Origin of the sequence: Microcoleus sp. S13_C3 (assembly GCF_036700905.1) — a bacterium.
Taxonomy (GTDB): domain Bacteria; phylum Cyanobacteriota; class Cyanobacteriia; order Cyanobacteriales; family Microcoleaceae; genus Microcoleus.
This window is the reverse complement of record NZ_JAUBPT010000066.1, coordinates 28,939-42,875: the sequence shown is the minus strand read 5'-3', so window position 1 is coordinate 42,875 and position 13,937 is coordinate 28,939. Positions and strand designations below refer to the sequence as shown.

Annotated in this window: 19 protein-coding genes; 8 read left to right on the top strand and 11 right to left on the bottom strand. The window is 46.4% G+C overall.

Features of this window, described 5'->3' with window-relative positions:
• Positions 1 to 61: 61 nt before the first annotated feature.
• On the bottom strand, positions 62 to 763 hold the full coding sequence (locus QUA16_RS18850) for an SGNH/GDSL hydrolase family protein (protein ID WP_333104952.1): 702 nt from the start codon (positions 761 to 763) through the stop codon (positions 62 to 64).
• 139 nt (positions 764 to 902) lie between these two features.
• Here QUA16_RS18850 and QUA16_RS18845 point away from each other — a divergent pair, with 139 nt between their 5' ends.
• Positions 903 to 1,226: a polymorphic toxin type 24 domain-containing protein gene (locus tag QUA16_RS18845; protein ID WP_333104951.1), complete on the top strand. Its 324-nt coding sequence runs from the start codon at positions 903 to 905 to the stop codon at positions 1,224 to 1,226.
• A 5-nt stretch (positions 1,227 to 1,231) separates the two neighbouring features.
• Positions 1,232 to 1,690, top strand: a complete 459-nt coding sequence (locus QUA16_RS18840; RefSeq protein WP_333104949.1) for a hypothetical protein — start codon at positions 1,232 to 1,234, stop codon at positions 1,688 to 1,690.
• On the opposite strand, the gene larE is transcribed toward QUA16_RS18840, so the two are convergent.
• The 4 genes from larE to fraC all read right to left on the bottom strand — a co-directional run bounded on the left by larE (position 1,691) and on the right by fraC (position 5,447).
• Positions 1,691 to 2,518, bottom strand: coding sequence for an ATP-dependent sacrificial sulfur transferase LarE (gene larE, locus QUA16_RS18835; protein ID WP_333104948.1), 828 nt, complete (start codon positions 2,516 to 2,518; stop codon positions 1,691 to 1,693).
• 354 nt (positions 2,519 to 2,872) lie between these two features.
• Positions 2,873 to 3,646 (bottom strand): ABC transporter permease, encoded by a 774-nt coding sequence (locus QUA16_RS18830; protein WP_333104946.1) that lies wholly within the window; start codon positions 3,644 to 3,646, stop codon positions 2,873 to 2,875.
• Positions 3,647 to 3,924: 278 nt separating this feature from the next.
• Positions 3,925 to 4,923 carry a DUF5357 family protein gene (locus QUA16_RS18825; protein ID WP_333104944.1) on the bottom strand — a complete coding sequence of 333 codons (999 nt, stop codon included), beginning with the start codon at positions 4,921 to 4,923 and terminating at the stop codon, positions 3,925 to 3,927.
• Positions 4,924 to 4,928: 5 nt separating this feature from the next.
• Positions 4,929 to 5,447 (bottom strand): filament integrity protein FraC, encoded by a 519-nt coding sequence (fraC, locus tag QUA16_RS18820; RefSeq protein WP_333104943.1) that lies wholly within the window; start codon positions 5,445 to 5,447, stop codon positions 4,929 to 4,931.
• Positions 5,448 to 5,674: 227 nt separating this feature from the next.
• Here fraC and QUA16_RS18815 point away from each other — a divergent pair, with 227 nt between their 5' ends.
• From QUA16_RS18815 to QUA16_RS18795, 5 genes are all read left to right on the top strand, one after another.
• Complete coding sequence (locus tag QUA16_RS18815; protein WP_333054445.1) at positions 5,675 to 6,808, top strand: cob(I)yrinic acid a,c-diamide adenosyltransferase; 1,134 nt, start codon at positions 5,675 to 5,677, stop codon at positions 6,806 to 6,808.
• Positions 6,809 to 7,088: 280 nt separating this feature from the next.
• Positions 7,089 to 7,265, top strand: a complete 177-nt coding sequence (locus QUA16_RS18810) for a hypothetical protein (RefSeq protein ID WP_333142473.1) — start codon at positions 7,089 to 7,091, stop codon at positions 7,263 to 7,265.
• Positions 7,266 to 7,271: 6 nt separating this feature from the next.
• Complete coding sequence (locus QUA16_RS18805) at positions 7,272 to 9,251, top strand: calcium-binding protein (protein ID WP_333104941.1); 1,980 nt, start codon at positions 7,272 to 7,274, stop codon at positions 9,249 to 9,251.
• Between the two features lie 313 nt (positions 9,252 to 9,564).
• Positions 9,565 to 9,900, top strand: a complete 336-nt coding sequence (locus QUA16_RS18800; protein WP_333104939.1) for a DUF6883 domain-containing protein — start codon at positions 9,565 to 9,567, stop codon at positions 9,898 to 9,900.
• Positions 9,901 to 9,910: 10 nt separating this feature from the next.
• Complete coding sequence (locus QUA16_RS18795) at positions 9,911 to 10,165, top strand: DUF4926 domain-containing protein (RefSeq protein ID WP_333104936.1); 255 nt, start codon at positions 9,911 to 9,913, stop codon at positions 10,163 to 10,165.
• A gap of 135 nt (positions 10,166 to 10,300) precedes the next feature.
• On the opposite strand, the gene QUA16_RS18790 is transcribed toward QUA16_RS18795, so the two are convergent.
• From QUA16_RS18790 to petN, 4 genes are all read right to left on the bottom strand, one after another.
• A complete protein-coding gene (locus QUA16_RS18790) occupies positions 10,301 to 10,489 on the bottom strand; it encodes a CsbD family protein (protein WP_333054441.1) in 189 nt (62 codons plus the stop codon).
• Positions 10,490 to 10,580: 91 nt separating this feature from the next.
• A complete protein-coding gene (locus QUA16_RS18785; protein WP_333104935.1) occupies positions 10,581 to 10,817 on the bottom strand; it encodes a DUF167 domain-containing protein in 237 nt (78 codons plus the stop codon).
• A 60-nt stretch (positions 10,818 to 10,877) separates the two neighbouring features.
• Positions 10,878 to 11,471: a DJ-1/PfpI family protein gene (locus QUA16_RS18780; RefSeq protein ID WP_333104934.1), complete on the bottom strand. Its 594-nt coding sequence runs from the start codon at positions 11,469 to 11,471 to the stop codon at positions 10,878 to 10,880.
• 91 nt (positions 11,472 to 11,562) lie between these two features.
• Positions 11,563 to 11,652 (bottom strand): cytochrome b6-f complex subunit PetN, encoded by a 90-nt coding sequence (gene petN, locus QUA16_RS18775; protein ID WP_071883976.1) that lies wholly within the window; start codon positions 11,650 to 11,652, stop codon positions 11,563 to 11,565.
• An 82-nt stretch (positions 11,653 to 11,734) separates the two neighbouring features.
• Here petN and QUA16_RS18770 point away from each other — a divergent pair, with 82 nt between their 5' ends.
• Positions 11,735 to 12,232: a hypothetical protein gene (locus QUA16_RS18770; protein WP_333104933.1), complete on the top strand. Its 498-nt coding sequence runs from the start codon at positions 11,735 to 11,737 to the stop codon at positions 12,230 to 12,232.
• A 191-nt stretch (positions 12,233 to 12,423) separates the two neighbouring features.
• Here the strand turns inward: QUA16_RS18770 and QUA16_RS18765 are convergent, their stop codons facing one another.
• On the bottom strand, positions 12,424 to 13,098 hold the full coding sequence (locus tag QUA16_RS18765) for an SDR family oxidoreductase (RefSeq protein WP_333104931.1): 675 nt from the start codon (positions 13,096 to 13,098) through the stop codon (positions 12,424 to 12,426).
• 157 nt (positions 13,099 to 13,255) lie between these two features.
• Positions 13,256 to 13,867 (bottom strand): class I SAM-dependent methyltransferase, encoded by a 612-nt coding sequence (locus tag QUA16_RS18760; protein ID WP_333104929.1) that lies wholly within the window; start codon positions 13,865 to 13,867, stop codon positions 13,256 to 13,258.
• Between the last annotated feature and the right edge of the window lie 70 nt (positions 13,868 to 13,937).

Sequence of the window (13,937 nt, the reverse complement as noted above, 5' to 3'; positions counted from 1 at the left end):
AGTTTTTGAGCAACAGCTTGCCTGAGATTCAAAGGTGGCTACTTTTAGCTGCGCTCATTTTTTAGTCTAAACTACAGAAAATATTTAACAAAGCTTTTCTGTATATATCTAAACCTTTAGCATTGAGGTGAACGCCGTCAATTGTTAAATCTTCATTGAGAGCCTTTTCCTTAAATAATGCTTGTATGCCGCTAGATTCCACAGGAATATTTTCGTCTGCTGCTACTTTATCGATGAGAACGTTAATTTCGTCTACTCTCGCAATTGTTCCTGCAAATTTAGGATTGTAGCTAGCAGCAAGAGTTGAGTAAAAAGCAGGAATCAGAATAATCTGTTTGGTTCCGAGCGATCGCATCACGGCGATCGCCTCTTTTAAATTACTGACAAACTGCTCATCGCTAATGCCGTACATAGCATCATTTGTACCGATCGCCAAAATCGATTTTTCGCAGGTAAACCGCAAAGGAACTACCAGTTTAAGCTGTTCTAGTAGCGAAACTGAACTCATCCCGCCGATCGCAAAATTAAAGTTTTGCTCGCCCAAAGAATCGCCGAGGGCCGAGGAAATAGAATCGCCCCACACACAGCCTTGATATTGCCTGTCTTTAATTTGTTGTACCTGATTGTATACAGCAACTTGCCACCATAATGCAGAGCTAACCGTATCACCGGCAGGTTGCGGGTTAGCTAGAACCCGAAAGGGGATGTACGCCGACAACAACAAAGCCAACACGACGGAAATCAACTTAAATTTAACTTTCATAAAACTTGCTACTACTCTTGCTGCTAGTTTAGTTTATGCTATTGCTTGAATTCGTGGGCGATGTCACGAGTATTACCGCCCAGATTATTCACCCCTACATATATCAAACTGAGGTGGTAAAATAATTCAGGACTTATATATGTCTAAACCAGTTGACTGGACAGTTGGCATTCCCGCTAGGACACTTATAGCAGTCGGAACCCTGGTCAGCGGCCGATTTCCTCTAGATGGAGGTGGTGCCAGAAACTTACTCTACCGCATGGATGGCAAGAACATTACCAGCTATATCGTCTACGATGACAGCGGACGGGCAATTAAGCGAGTAGACTTGACAGGAAAGGCTCATGCAAATGTGCCGACACCTCACGCCGTTGAATACAAACATAACCAAAACCCAGCAGGAGACATTTTCGTGCAACCTGAGAAAACAGTGAGGCCCGCTAGATTGGATGAAATACCCTAGAAATTATGTCCCTCAAACAAATATCCTTGAATGCAGATAAACTAAGCGATTTCCAGCAATGGAAAAAAGCCAACGGTGATGATTTCTCGCTTTGGGATTATCTTTTTGGAGCAGCTAACATTGAAATTGCCATAGCTTTCACAAAACTATTCTGGCCAGATTTTGTCGAACATGAAGGCGGTATCTTTTTGTCCGAAGCCTTTAACAGTCAAATATACGAACAGTGGAAAATCGAGCTGGGGAATGATGTCGCCGGAATTGAACAGGTGATGAACCACCAGCACGTTGATGACATTCTCCCCGGTGCCCAAAACGCTAGCACTGACAATTTATTGTATTTGGGACAAGCATTAGCTCAGATGTGGGAAAGTCGCCTAAAATCGCTTTATCCTCAGCGCCGTTTTCAAGTTAAATGCGATCGGGACGAACACACGGTGGTAGTGACTTTTTTTCAAGACAATTAATCAACCTTTCGCCCCCAACAACTCCTGCTGCAAAACCTGATTTAATTTGCCGCTGCGAAACCCCTCCAAATCCAAAGTCGCGTACACAAAACCAAACTCCTGAAACACCGCCACCAATGTAGGCAAATCCGTATTTAGCACAAACTCCTGAATCTCCTCTGCGGGTAACTCAATCCGCGCCGTATCTCCGTCCGATCGCACTCGCAAATTTTTCAGTCCCAACTGCCGCAAATACCGTTCAGCGCGCCCCACTCTTTGCAACTTTCCAACGGTGATTTCTTCGCCGTAAGGAAAGCGCGAACTCAAACAAGGTTGAGCCGGTTTGTCCCACCAAGGCAAACCCAATTCTTTTGCCAATTGCCGCACTTCCAATTTAGTCATGCCTACTTCTGCTAAGGGCGATCGCGCCCCCCGTTCCTTCGCAGCTTGAATTCCGGGACGATAATCCTTTAAATCGTCACCATTAACCCCATCAACCACATAAGGATAACCCTTTGCTAGTGCTAGCGGTTTCAGAGTATCGTGCAGTTCGCTTTTGCAGAAATAGCAGCGGTTAACCGGGTTAGAAGTATAATTGGGATTGGCCATTTCCTGAGTTTCTACTTCCTGGTGGGCAATCCCAATTTCTGCTGCTTGAATGCGGGCATCTTCTAAATCTTCTGGCAGTAAAGACGGCGAAACAGCCGTCACTGCCAAAGCGCGATCGCCCAACACATCAAAAGCGATTTTTGCCACCAAAGTGCTGTCTATTCCGCCGGAGTAGGCAATCAAAGCCCGTTCCATTTGTGCGAAAATATCTTTTAATTGTTCGAGTTTTTCTACTAACATAATTTCAACTTTTATTACTGCTAAGCTATCGCAATCTAATTTACAGGGTGATTTCTCTTCAACATCTTTAGGACTTACGCATTGTTTAGAAACCTAGTTTTTTTACGAAAAGACGCGTTGTAGACCCCACCCAAGGTAAAAAACCCGGTTTCTGGGCCCCGATGCGTAAGTCCCGATCTTGCGGGGCGGGCCGAAAAGCCCGCCCAAAGGTACTATTTAAATGCAGAACAGCTTATTCGGGATCAATTAAAAGTTTGAGTTTTAGCCGAGATTTCTGAGCGAGCGCCTCCTTGATATTTTAGCGTGATAATTTGATAGAGATACTCAAACTTTTGAAAGTAGGGCAGGCGCGTTTTAAAATTCCCGGCGGGAAAATATGGCTATCGCAATTGACAACAGCAGCACCACATACAGCAAACCGTAGCCAGCATCTGTAATCAAACCTGCCAAGTAAGGAACTTGTCCGTAAACAGCATCGTTTCTCAAATTGAATCTGGCTAAATCCGGCAAAACCAGATAAAGTCCCATCATCAATTGTTCAATGCCAGGATTTTTAGTTAACTTGCCCAAAGCCACTAAATCCCGCGTCGAATGTCCCATTAAATAAACGCCAAATGTCAGTAAAGTTGCCAGCAGCGAACTGCTAAAAACCCCAAATAAAATCCCGACACTGGCCATGAGACAAAGCTCCAACCAGATAAACAGCGAAGCGATTAAAATGCTTTCCAAAGGGAAAGGAATGCGGCTCAAACTCAGAATAGCCAGATAGATAACAGTCATTGCCGCTACAAGCACCGCTAGCACCGCCGACAGCCCTAAGTGCTTGCCCACAATTAACTCAGCCCGACTTATCGGCTTGGCAACTAACAGATAAACAGTCCGCTTTTCAATTTCTTTGTTGACCAGTCCGGTAGCCACAAAGACTGTGGCAATTAGACCGAGGAGGCTCATAGCAGCCAAACCGACATCTAAGATAATTTTCTTCTCGGTTGTTGCCGCTAATTCGGGTATCAACCGTACCGAGGCGCCCATCAACAGAGCAAAAATAATAATTAAGTAAAGGATGCGATCGCGAATTACTTCCCAAAATACATTGGTCGCGACTGTCAAGATTCTTCTCAAATTCATCTAGTTATTAACCCGCTGAAAACTTTCGCCATACTTTAGTTTAAGGAAGAAGGAAGAGGGAAGAAGGAAGAGGGAAGAAGGAAGAGGAAATAGGGAAGAAGGAATAGGGAATAGGGAATAGGGAAGAAGGAAGAGGGAATAGGGAATAGGGAAGAAGGAAGAGGGAATAGGGAATAGGGAATAGGGAATAGGGAAGAAACAGGATTTTTTCCATCTCAGACTCTCAGACTCTCCCACTCTCCCGCTATACCGATCGCAATTAGTTAACAGAGACAGAATCAAACTTGACTGTCTCTCGCCGTTCCATCTTTTTTCTGTCCGGGTTGAGAGCGTTTGATGGCATCGCAGGTTACAGTCGCCCTATTGGCTATCTGGAACACCTCGCAAGATTTGGTAAACGAATATATTTCGGGTCTAAAAACCAATCCCAGCCAAGTTGCCTGCATCTCTAACTGATAGCGGGACTCTCCTTGGACGATCGAAGTTTTGACATCCCAGCTTGCATCTTCTGGGACTAACCCAGTTGTTTTTAAAGCTTGATTCCGCAGAAAAAATCGCTCGTTGTCAATATCTATTAACATTTGCTCTACCTGCGCCCACGGTTTTGTGCGGGCTTCATTTCGCAGGTATCCCTCCATTGCATTGAGGATGACAACTCCTCGGGAGCGATTAATAGTTGGCCGTTGAAATGTCACCACATAATCGCTTTGCCTTAAATCCTGAGATAAAACGCTCGGATACTGTTGTATCCAACCTTGAATTAAAAAGTGAAAAGCAAACCAACAGGAAAACAGCAGGTGAACTAGAGTAATCATCAAAAACTGAGGGCGCACCAACGACCTGATACCTTCCCGTTTTGACTCGCTATTCCAAATCTCTATTATAGCAAGAACTACTACTGCTATAATAGGGCCGGATATCCATGCTATTTCCTTCCTATCCGACGGCAATCTTACCAGCAACCACAAGCCAATTAAGATGCTTGTCACCCACGGACTCAGACTTACTCCTTTAATCACAAAAGGTTGCTGGCTGGTCAGCAAACCCATTGAAAGTGTAAAAAATAACCAGCTCATATCAAAAAGTAGAGTTCTCGTCCGCCAGTCAGTGACTGCCGCCACTGTCAGCAAAGCTAAAAAGATGCTGAGTAGTAAAGGAGTCTTCCAGTGGACAACTTTAGGCGGAATCATCGCCTTTTGGATTTTTTTATTGGTTTCCCAAAGGTTGTTCGTCAGCTTAGTGAGTTGCTGAGTGACATCTAAAAATTGCTTCATCATAAATTTCAATAGACGCTTTGCAAAAACAACACGGTTAAAATAACGAGATTGCTAACAGTGTGGGCGATTAAAATTCCCCCAAACTGGGTAGTTACTTGAAAAGTTTTTTTGGGAGGACGGCGGGTGAGGGTGGGCGGCCCTAAAAACTGAGGTGTGGAAGCTTTTTTATTGCCGGCAACCATGTTCTCTATGAATTCTAATCCCTGCCATTTAGCTAGAAATGTGACTGCTAATACTGAGAGTGCTATCATAGTTATGGGAGCGTAAACATTATCCGCTCTTCCTAATAAGATATAACCGATAAGCTGTTCCCGCAAATCTTTGCTAAGGACGCTTTCAATGCCGAAGAAAACTAACCAGCCTACGCAAGTGCAAGAGAGATTGAGGATGGCTGTATATTCAATGCTGGTTTTGGGGCCGAGTTTAAGTAGTTTTTGCAAAAACCACGATTCGATCGCGATCGCCAAAAACATAATTAAAATTTGCACCAAAACAGTCCGAAATGGGAAAACACTCGCAATCATAAGCCTTTAGGTATATCAGTCCGTGTTGAATTTTAATTGTACAGCACAAACGGAATAATCTTAACCGGAGGTTTGAGCACCTGATTGCGTTAGATCGCGACTTAAAAAATTGGGGGTTAGGACTTATCGTATAATCTGTTGAGATCCGCCAACAGAATGGAAAAATTAGACATTCAAGGCGCGCGATCGAATACCCACCCCGATACAGACTCAAACAACTGCTGATTATGGTAAGGAATGGCATTGGTATTCGGACAGCCTCATCCCGGTCGGAACGCGCCGCGGGTCAGATTCACGTCTACGACGGCGCTGGTAAAGGCAAGTCTCAGGCAGCTTTGGGAGTAGTGTTGCGCTCGATCGGGCTGGGTATCAATTCTGACTCGCCCACGCGAGTCTTGTTGCTGCGCTTTCTCAAAGGCCCCGGCCGCTCCTACGACGAAGACGGGGCAATAGAAGCCTTGCAACGGGCATTTCCGCACTTGATCGACCAAGTGCGAACCGGCAGAGCCGAATATTTTGGGGCCGAAGCAATCACCCGCTTCGATCGCGCCGAAGCTCAGCGAGGCTGGGATATCGCCAAAGGAGCGATCGCAAGCTCGCTCTATTCCGTCGTGGTACTAGACGAACTAAACCCGGTATTGGACTTGGGTTTGCTGCCAGTTGACGAAGTAGTCCAAACCCTCAAAAACAAACCAGAATATTTAGAAGTCATCGCCACAGGGCGAGCGGCCCCCGAAGCTTTGCTGGAGATTGCCGACTTACACTCAGAAATGAAGCCCCACTATAACCCCGCAGCGGCAGACCATCATATTTCCGGTATCGAAATATACACCGGAGCGGGCAAAGGCAAGTCTACGAGCGCTTTGGGCAAAGCTTTGCAGGCAATAGGTAGGGGTATCAGTCAAGACCAATCTCACCGGGTGTTAATCGTGCAATGGCTCAAAGGTGGCACTGGTTATACAGAAGATGCGGCGATCGCAGCTTTGCGCCAAAGCTACCCGCAGCTAGTAGATCACCAGCGGTGCGGCCGAGATGCTATAGTTTGGCGGGGGCAACAGCAAGAGCTAGACTGCATAGAAGCAGAACGCGGCTGGGAAATCGCCAAATGTGCGATCGCCAGTGGCTGGTACAAAACGATTATTCTCGACGAACTCAATCCCACAGTAGACTTAGAACTGCTGCCGGTAGAGCCGATCGTCGAAGCCCTGCTACGCAAGCCGCGGGATACAGAAATTATTATCACCGGGCGCTGCCACAAACCCCACGCTTACTTTGACTTGGCAAGCGTACACTCCGAGGTATACTGTCACAAACACTACGGCGATCGGGGCGTAGAACTAAAGCGGGGCGTAGACTTTTAAAGCCCGGAGCGGTACTCGGTTCAATCCGGGTCAGAATTATTAAATGACGGCCCTGCCTGGAAAACCGGAAATTGCCACAAAGCCTTGTTACCAAGTAACAAATCTCCCAATTTCCCTTGTCTTCCCGATCACCCAGATCAGCCTTTTTTAATCTTTAATGTCCTCCCCCGGACGCGATCCCCGACCGCCAATCCAGAATGGAACATTAAGAATATGAGCCGCGTCTTATTGAGCGTGAGCACCTGAGACAGTGCAGCAGGATTATTAAAGGGTGAAGACATTGAATATAAAAGCTTACAAGCAAAAAATCCGCGAGGGAGAAAGTCTAGACAGGGTTAACGCCAGTAGGCTAGACTTGCGGCTGGCAAACAGGTTAAACTACAGCGGAATCCAAACATTCGGTGTTCTAGGCAGTGTCTGTAGTCGCACCAGCGATGACCAACAAGTAGAGGAGTGAAGCTTTATGACAACGTTAACTGACAATTCCGATCAAACTAATTTAAACACTCCGGGACTGGGCCCGGATACAATCTTCGCTGGAGCGGGGGCGGATGGAATTACAACTTCTACCCTCGGCGGCAGTTTAATATTTGGCCAAGCCGATAACGATACTCTGACTTCCGTCGGCCCGAACGATACACTGTACGGCGGCGGCGACGAAGATTCATTAGTAGCCCAGCGCGAGCGGGCTTTGCTGTATGGCGACGCAGGCAGTGACACCGTAGTCGCTCAAAGCCGGAATACGACCCTGTACGGCGGTGCGGGAGAAGACTTGCTCCAAGGTACAGTCGATGGCAACCTCATGTTTGGTAATGAGGGCACTGATACGATGCTCGGAGGCGCCCTCGGAAGAGACTCCCTCTACGGCGGCAAGGACAATGACTCCCTCGGCTTCTTCATCTCCGGCGGCGGCAACAACCTCGGTCTTCCAGTCGGCGGCAGCGCCGGTGGCAATGCAGGTAGCAACTACTTGCGGGGGGACCGTGGCGACGACTACGTTGTAGGTATAAATCAAAAAGATACTCTGTTCGGCGGTAGAGGCAACGACACACTGTACGGTGTGGCCAGCAACAGCTATCTGTCGGGCGACCTTGACAACGATACTTTAGTCATTCGCAACAGTAGCCAGCCGAACCAGTTTGCTCTAGGCAGCTTCGTCACCATTGGCATTGAGAAAACCACCTTGATCGGCGGTGCCGGCAACGATTCTCTCGTCGGCGGTATCGCCGAGTTTGGCGCCGGCAAAAACTTCTTCGACGGCGGCGACGGCAACGACACGATCAGGGTTTTTGCTACCCAGGATACCGCGTTGGGAGGTGTCGGCGACGACTTCATCACGTCAGGAACCACGGTGAATGTAACTTTGAGCGGAGGTGCCCAGAGTTCATTTGGAGGCTTCGCGGGTCGCAACTTGCTCGACGGCGGAGTGGGCAATGACACGATCGTCGCTGCCTTCTCCAGCGATTCGATGATCGGCGGCGAAGGCAACGACAGCCTGAGCGGTACATTTACTAATGCAGTCGGTGGAGATGGCAACGATACTATCAATGCTACCGCTGCCATTTTTGCTGGTACTGGTACTGCTTTGATTACTCTCGAAGGCGCGCTGGGCAACGATCTGTTAATTGGCTACACCAATCCTACTACTGCCAGCAGCTTCACCGTCACCAACCTCTTTAACGGTGGCGAGGGAAGTGACACCCTGATCTTTGGCAGCAATCGCGATCGCCTGATTGGCAACTTGGAGGGTAACGACTTCATCTCCTACGCTAGCAGCGTCGACTTTACCGGCACTAACGGTCTTACAGCGCCAAACTTGATTACCGATACCTTAGGCAGCAACTTCATTATTGGTGGCAACGGCACTGATGTCATCACTACTGGTAGCGGGGATGACATCCTGTTCGGCGACTCATCCAATGCAACATTGGGGGACGATACCTTAAATGCCGGTGCCGGAAACGACACCCTGCTGGGCGGCTTTGGAAACGACTATTTGATCGGCGGCGACGGTAACGACTCTCTCGGCGGCGGGCCTGGTGCAGACACCCTGATTGGCGGCTCAGGTAATGACAGTTTCTACTACAACAACTTCGGCGAGGGCGCCGTGGGTACCGACACAGACCAAATCGGCGATTTTACGATCGGCCAAGACAAGTTTATCTTCCAAATCAATGGCTCCAACGGCTTCCCCAACTTGAGGGGAGTGCAAAATACGAATCGACTTTCTTCGCAGGCGTTCTTGGCGCTTGAGAGTGGGGAGTACAACGGCAGTTTTGGTCCAGCCGGGGCGGGCGCGTCAGATCCGTTCGTCTTTTATGAAAATCAAACCGGACGACTAGGATATGACTCTAACGGTGTTGGTACTGCTGGCGGAGTAGTTATCCTGGCAAATCTGAATGGCAGACCGGGCATTACAGCTGCTGACATTACCCTGATTTAATTTGGGTAAAAGTGGGTGGGGTCGATTCTGAAACATCGCCCTCCCAACTCTCAAAACTAATTGTGGTATGTTTCGAGCTGGGGATATCCATCCCTGGCTTTTTTATTGGCATTGAGAATTGGGCATCGGGGATTGGGCATTGGGCATTGGGCATTGAAAGGAAGGGCAGATTCACCGATCCATTTTGCCACCCATCAATAATGTTGATAAACCCGCCCCCCAACTCAAAGACGATATAATTGACATTTGAGTAAAAGTCGATTATTGTAGCCGACTAATATTCTCTTTTGTCCTTCAAAAACAGTTATTAATAGTGAAACTGCCCAATGGTAATCGAGCAGATTTAGGCAATAAAATAGAAGAATATTCTCTAAATCCGAATCATCAAGAAGGAAAAAATAAAGCTGTTTTGTTTGCCAGTAAGTTAGGCATTACCCTAAAAAATGCTGAAATGCTCAAACAGGCTTTAAAAGAAGCTGCTATCAACGAAGATGTTGTTATTCAAAAAAACAATGAATACGGAACACATTACAACATGAAATTCTTGCTGAAAACCGAAGTAGGTGAATCTCTGATTCTAGCAGCTTGGATCGTCCGCTTAGGTGAAAGTTTCCCCAGATTAACAAGTTGTTATCCCGTCAAAAAGTGAGGTAAAAACAATGAAAACAATTAAAGACCTAGATATTGTTGCTTTAACTGAAGATTTAGAAGCCACCCATTTTGAAACAAAACAAATCATTAAATTATATAAAGGACAAGTAGGAACAGTCGTGATGGAATTTGATGGCAGTGCTTTTGAGGTAGAATTTTCTCATCAAGATGGCACAACTTATGCAATGGAAACAATTCCAGCCACAAAATTAATGCTTTTGCACTATGAATTACTAGAATCTGTAGGGGTAGTTAGCCGATGAATTTTGCCACTAATAATCGTTGGTAAAACCCGCCCCAAGATATTGGTACAAATGATTTAGGCTAATTATAAAAAATCCCGCAAACGATATGTTTGCGGGATTTAGTAGGCAGGAAACTTGTAGGGAATACTGTTATTAAGCTCGGTCTACAATCTCTTTTGCTTTATCTTTGAGGTCTTCTTTCAGGTGAATTGCTGATGCTTCATCCTGCTTGGCTTGACCTTCTAATTTATCTTTTTGATTGCCTGTAACTTCGCTAACAGCTTCTTGGATTTTGCCTTCAATATTCTTCGCTGTTGCTTCGACTCTATTTTCAATGTTCATAATTTTTTATTCTAACTCTACAACTACTAATATAGGATTTTAAAGTTGAGTTTGTATCCATCTTTAGATAGATTTGTTATTACCTTTATTTCTAAGTTAAAGGTTCGATCGCAACTTCGACAAGTTTATTTTTAGAAGAAATACCAGATTTAATGCCGATCGCAGATTTCGGCACTTTAAACTTTTTTGCCAACAGCATGATTAATTCTTGATTGGCTTTACAATCCACGGGCGGCGACTTGAGATGTATTGTGAGGCTGCCGTCGGGTTGCTCTTCGATGCTTGGCTGTTTGGAATTAGGTTTAACTTTGACTGTGAAAATTTTCATGTGACTAATAACTAATAACTGATGACTAATAACTAATAACTAATGACTAATGACTAATAACTAATGACTATCTGAATGTTCGATCTTCGTTCCCAAAACTTTCAGGAATTCAGCTAGCCAGTTAGGATGTGCTGGCCACGCGGGGGCGGTGACTAAATTGCCATCGACTACGGCTTCGGTAACGGGAACTTCTGTATATTTGCCGCCGGCCCGGAGTACGTCCGGGCTGCAAGCCGGGTATGCGGTGCAGCGTTTGCCTTCGAGTACGCCGGCGGCGGTTAGAACCTGTAAGCCGTGACAAATAGATGCGATCGGCTTTTTGCTGTTGGCAAAGTAGCGGGTAATTTGCAGCACTTGTTCGTTGAGGCGGATGTATTCTGGGGCGCGTCCTCCGGGGATAATCAAAGCGTCGTAGTCGGCGGGGTTGATTTCGTCAAAAGTCGCGTTTAAAGTGAAGTTGTGACCGGGTTTTTCGCTGTAGGTTTGATCGCCTTCAAAGTCGTGAATAGCGGTGCGAATTGTTTGGCCTGCTGCTTTGTCCGGGCAGATGGCGTGGACGGTGTGACCTACCATTTGCAGTGCTTGGAAGGGAACCATTACTTCGTAGTCTTCTACAAAGTCGCCCACTAACATTAAGATTTTTTTTGCTTTCATGTTTCCAACTCCTGTTATTTTGATTTGGTTAAATAGGATTTAAAAAAATGCGGGGCAGTTAAAAAGCTGGCCCCGCAAGCTATTCTGGAATCTAGAAACCGTTGCGTCCCCAAATGACCATTGAAATTGAGAAGGAGAACAGAACTAGCACCGAAACCCAACCGAGTGACAAAATATCCATAGCTATTTATTGAACAAACTGTACAAAGTGACTCCAACCCCTATGATAAGTCAATTTGAGCCATTTTTGAAATGAGGGCGCTGTGAAGGATTCGTCAAATTTTAGTGCGGCTGAACGGGTAGAATCTTTGAAGGCAGGGACTGTTGCTGGTTTGTCTTGTTTGCTGGCTTTTGGGGCGATCGCCCTTGGTAATAGCTTAATTCTAGCAAATAGGTTGGATTCTCTGGCGAGTTTGCAGGTAAGGGAAATTGACCTAAATTTTGCCGCCCGAGGGGCGATCGCACTTTTGGGGGGTTTTTTGTTCGGCGTGACTTACCGCTATGCGATTCGCCGAGATGTTAACCCGCAGCTTAAATCTGGTGCGGTGTTGGCTTTTGGGTTGGTGCGGGCTTTTGGACAGTTGGATGCTGGATTGTTTTTTGAGGCGGGACTTTCTTTTGAGGCGGGCAAGATGCCCGCACTACAGGAGTTATTGCCGTTTGCTGTTCGCGGTGTGGAGAGTGTGGTATTGTTTGCGATCGCGGGTTTGGTTCTGGATTGGGCGATCGGGCGATCGTGGATTAAGCCTTTCGATTCTTGAGATTTGCCGTTGGTTGGGGACAGGTTTACGATCGCCCTCCGTCAAAAACTTGTAGGGGCGGGTTCACCAATAGTTTCAAAGGATACCCAAAGACTCAAAAACCCGCCCCCACCCCGCGCGATCGCCACCCAAGTGGGGGCGGGTTTACGAGATTATCGGTTTTAGGCAATTATTGTTGGTAAAACCCGCCCCTACAGATTTAATTCCTCAAATTCTGAATTGCCGTAAACCATCTGTTTATCTACCGCCGACAAAACTTTATTGTTAGCAGCATCAGAAACTAAACACTGACAAACTAGCTGCGCTACATCCGCCCGGTGAATTGTTCCAGCAACTCGACAATCTTCTGTTAAAATACCGTTGCCTGTTGCAGGTTCCGATTTGAGTCCGCCCGGACGAATCACTGTATAAATCATCCCGCTTGCTATCAAATGATTTTCGGCTTTTTCCTTTTCAATTAAAACCGGGCGCAAAGTTTCTAAAGCTTGGGGCGGCAAAGCGCCGACACTATTACCGCTGCCGATTGATGAAACTAAAATAAACTTTTGCACGCCTGCTTTGACAGCCGCATCAATCAAGTTTTTGTTGCCCAAATAATCGGATAATTCTACATCTTTGGGCAAGCCGCCAATTGTGCTGATTACGGCATGAATTGGCTCACCGCCAGCCATCGCCGCTTCCATAGCTGCTGCATCCAAAGCATCGCCAGTCACGACTTTGATGCCCATTGCTTCTAATTCGGTGCTGGTTGCGGGCGATCGCAAAAGTGCTGTTACTTGCATCTTTTTTGCTGTGAGACATTTGGCGATTTCTAAGCCGACTCCTCGACTAGCACCTGCTAAAAAAATGTGGGATTTCTCTGTCATATTAATTGTGTTTTAAGTTATGCAGAAATTGGTTGTTTTGACTGTGGAACAGTATACAACAATCCTCTGTAAATTTTTGAATTAGTTTTTTTTAACCGCAGAGGGCGCAGAGGGCGCAGAGGAAGAGAGGGGAATGATTGGCAATTTCCCATTTACGTTATATTTTTTTGCCCACTATTACTACCCAAGATTGAGCTTCGCGGGGTAAGCCGGGGGGGCGATAGTAGTGATTGACAATTGCAAATCCCGCTTGTTCTAAACAAGGCGCTAAAGTATGATATTCCCATCCGGTTGTATAGCGTTTTCCCGTTGGTCTCTCGTCGTATCCTTCCCAATTTCCCCGGCACATTGACATGACAATTGCACCGTTAACAACTAAGGCTTTGTGCAAATTTTGCAGCACTTTTACCATCTCGTCGCTGGGAACGTGAATCAGAGAAGCATTGGCAAAAATACCGTCAAATTCTGCCTCTGGCAAGTCGAGATTCAGAAAAGATTGTTGCCAAACTTCGCATCCTGACAACTCTTTTGCTATTTCTACAAAAGCTGGAGTTGCATCTAAGCCTACAACTGTGTGTCCTTGGCTCTTGAAGGCTACTAAATCTCGTCCCGGCCCGCATCCTATATCGAGAATTTTACCGGGATTGCGGGGCATGGCTGCGGTCAGTGCGGAGCGATTTTGGGATACGTCGTGATGCCAAGTTCCTGATCGAAAAGATTCGGCAGTTAGCTGGTATTCTGCGATCGTAATTTCTTCGCGTTTGTCCATAATTTCCCCCTCTTGTATGATTTGAGATTGGTTAATTCAAGAAGACCGGGCGAATATAATTCGCGGCTAT

What these genes read in the sequence shown, in the direction of transcription:
- QUA16_RS18850 (WP_333104952.1), bottom strand. Translation starts at nt 763, where the DNA reads ATGAAAGTTAAATTTAAGTTGATTTCCGTCGTGTTGGCTTTGTTGTTG.
- QUA16_RS18845 (WP_333104951.1), top strand. Translation starts at nt 903, where the DNA reads ATGTCTAAACCAGTTGACTGGACAGTTGGCATTCCCGCTAGGACACTT.
- QUA16_RS18840 (WP_333104949.1), top strand. Translation starts at nt 1,232, where the DNA reads ATGTCCCTCAAACAAATATCCTTGAATGCAGATAAACTAAGCGATTTC.
- larE (WP_333104948.1), bottom strand. Translation starts at nt 2,518, where the DNA reads ATGTTAGTAGAAAAACTCGAACAATTAAAAGATATTTTCGCACAAATG.
- QUA16_RS18830 (WP_333104946.1), bottom strand. Translation starts at nt 3,646, where the DNA reads ATGAATTTGAGAAGAATCTTGACAGTCGCGACCAATGTATTTTGGGAA.
- QUA16_RS18825 (WP_333104944.1), bottom strand. Translation starts at nt 4,923, where the DNA reads ATGATGAAGCAATTTTTAGATGTCACTCAGCAACTCACTAAGCTGACG.
- fraC (WP_333104943.1), bottom strand. Translation starts at nt 5,447, where the DNA reads ATGATTGCGAGTGTTTTCCCATTTCGGACTGTTTTGGTGCAAATTTTA.
- QUA16_RS18815 (WP_333054445.1), top strand. Translation starts at nt 5,675, where the DNA reads ATGGTAAGGAATGGCATTGGTATTCGGACAGCCTCATCCCGGTCGGAA.
- QUA16_RS18805 (WP_333104941.1), top strand. Translation starts at nt 7,272, where the DNA reads ATGACAACGTTAACTGACAATTCCGATCAAACTAATTTAAACACTCCG.
- QUA16_RS18795 (WP_333104936.1), top strand. Translation starts at nt 9,911, where the DNA reads ATGAAAACAATTAAAGACCTAGATATTGTTGCTTTAACTGAAGATTTA.
- QUA16_RS18790 (WP_333054441.1), bottom strand. Translation starts at nt 10,489, where the DNA reads ATGAACATTGAAAATAGAGTCGAAGCAACAGCGAAGAATATTGAAGGC.
- QUA16_RS18785 (WP_333104935.1), bottom strand. Translation starts at nt 10,817, where the DNA reads ATGAAAATTTTCACAGTCAAAGTTAAACCTAATTCCAAACAGCCAAGC.
- QUA16_RS18780 (WP_333104934.1), bottom strand. Translation starts at nt 11,471, where the DNA reads ATGAAAGCAAAAAAAATCTTAATGTTAGTGGGCGACTTTGTAGAAGAC.
- petN (WP_071883976.1), bottom strand. Translation starts at nt 11,652, where the DNA reads ATGGATATTTTGTCACTCGGTTGGGTTTCGGTGCTAGTTCTGTTCTCC.
- QUA16_RS18765 (WP_333104931.1), bottom strand. Translation starts at nt 13,098, where the DNA reads ATGACAGAGAAATCCCACATTTTTTTAGCAGGTGCTAGTCGAGGAGTC.
- QUA16_RS18760 (WP_333104929.1), bottom strand. Translation starts at nt 13,867, where the DNA reads ATGGACAAACGCGAAGAAATTACGATCGCAGAATACCAGCTAACTGCC.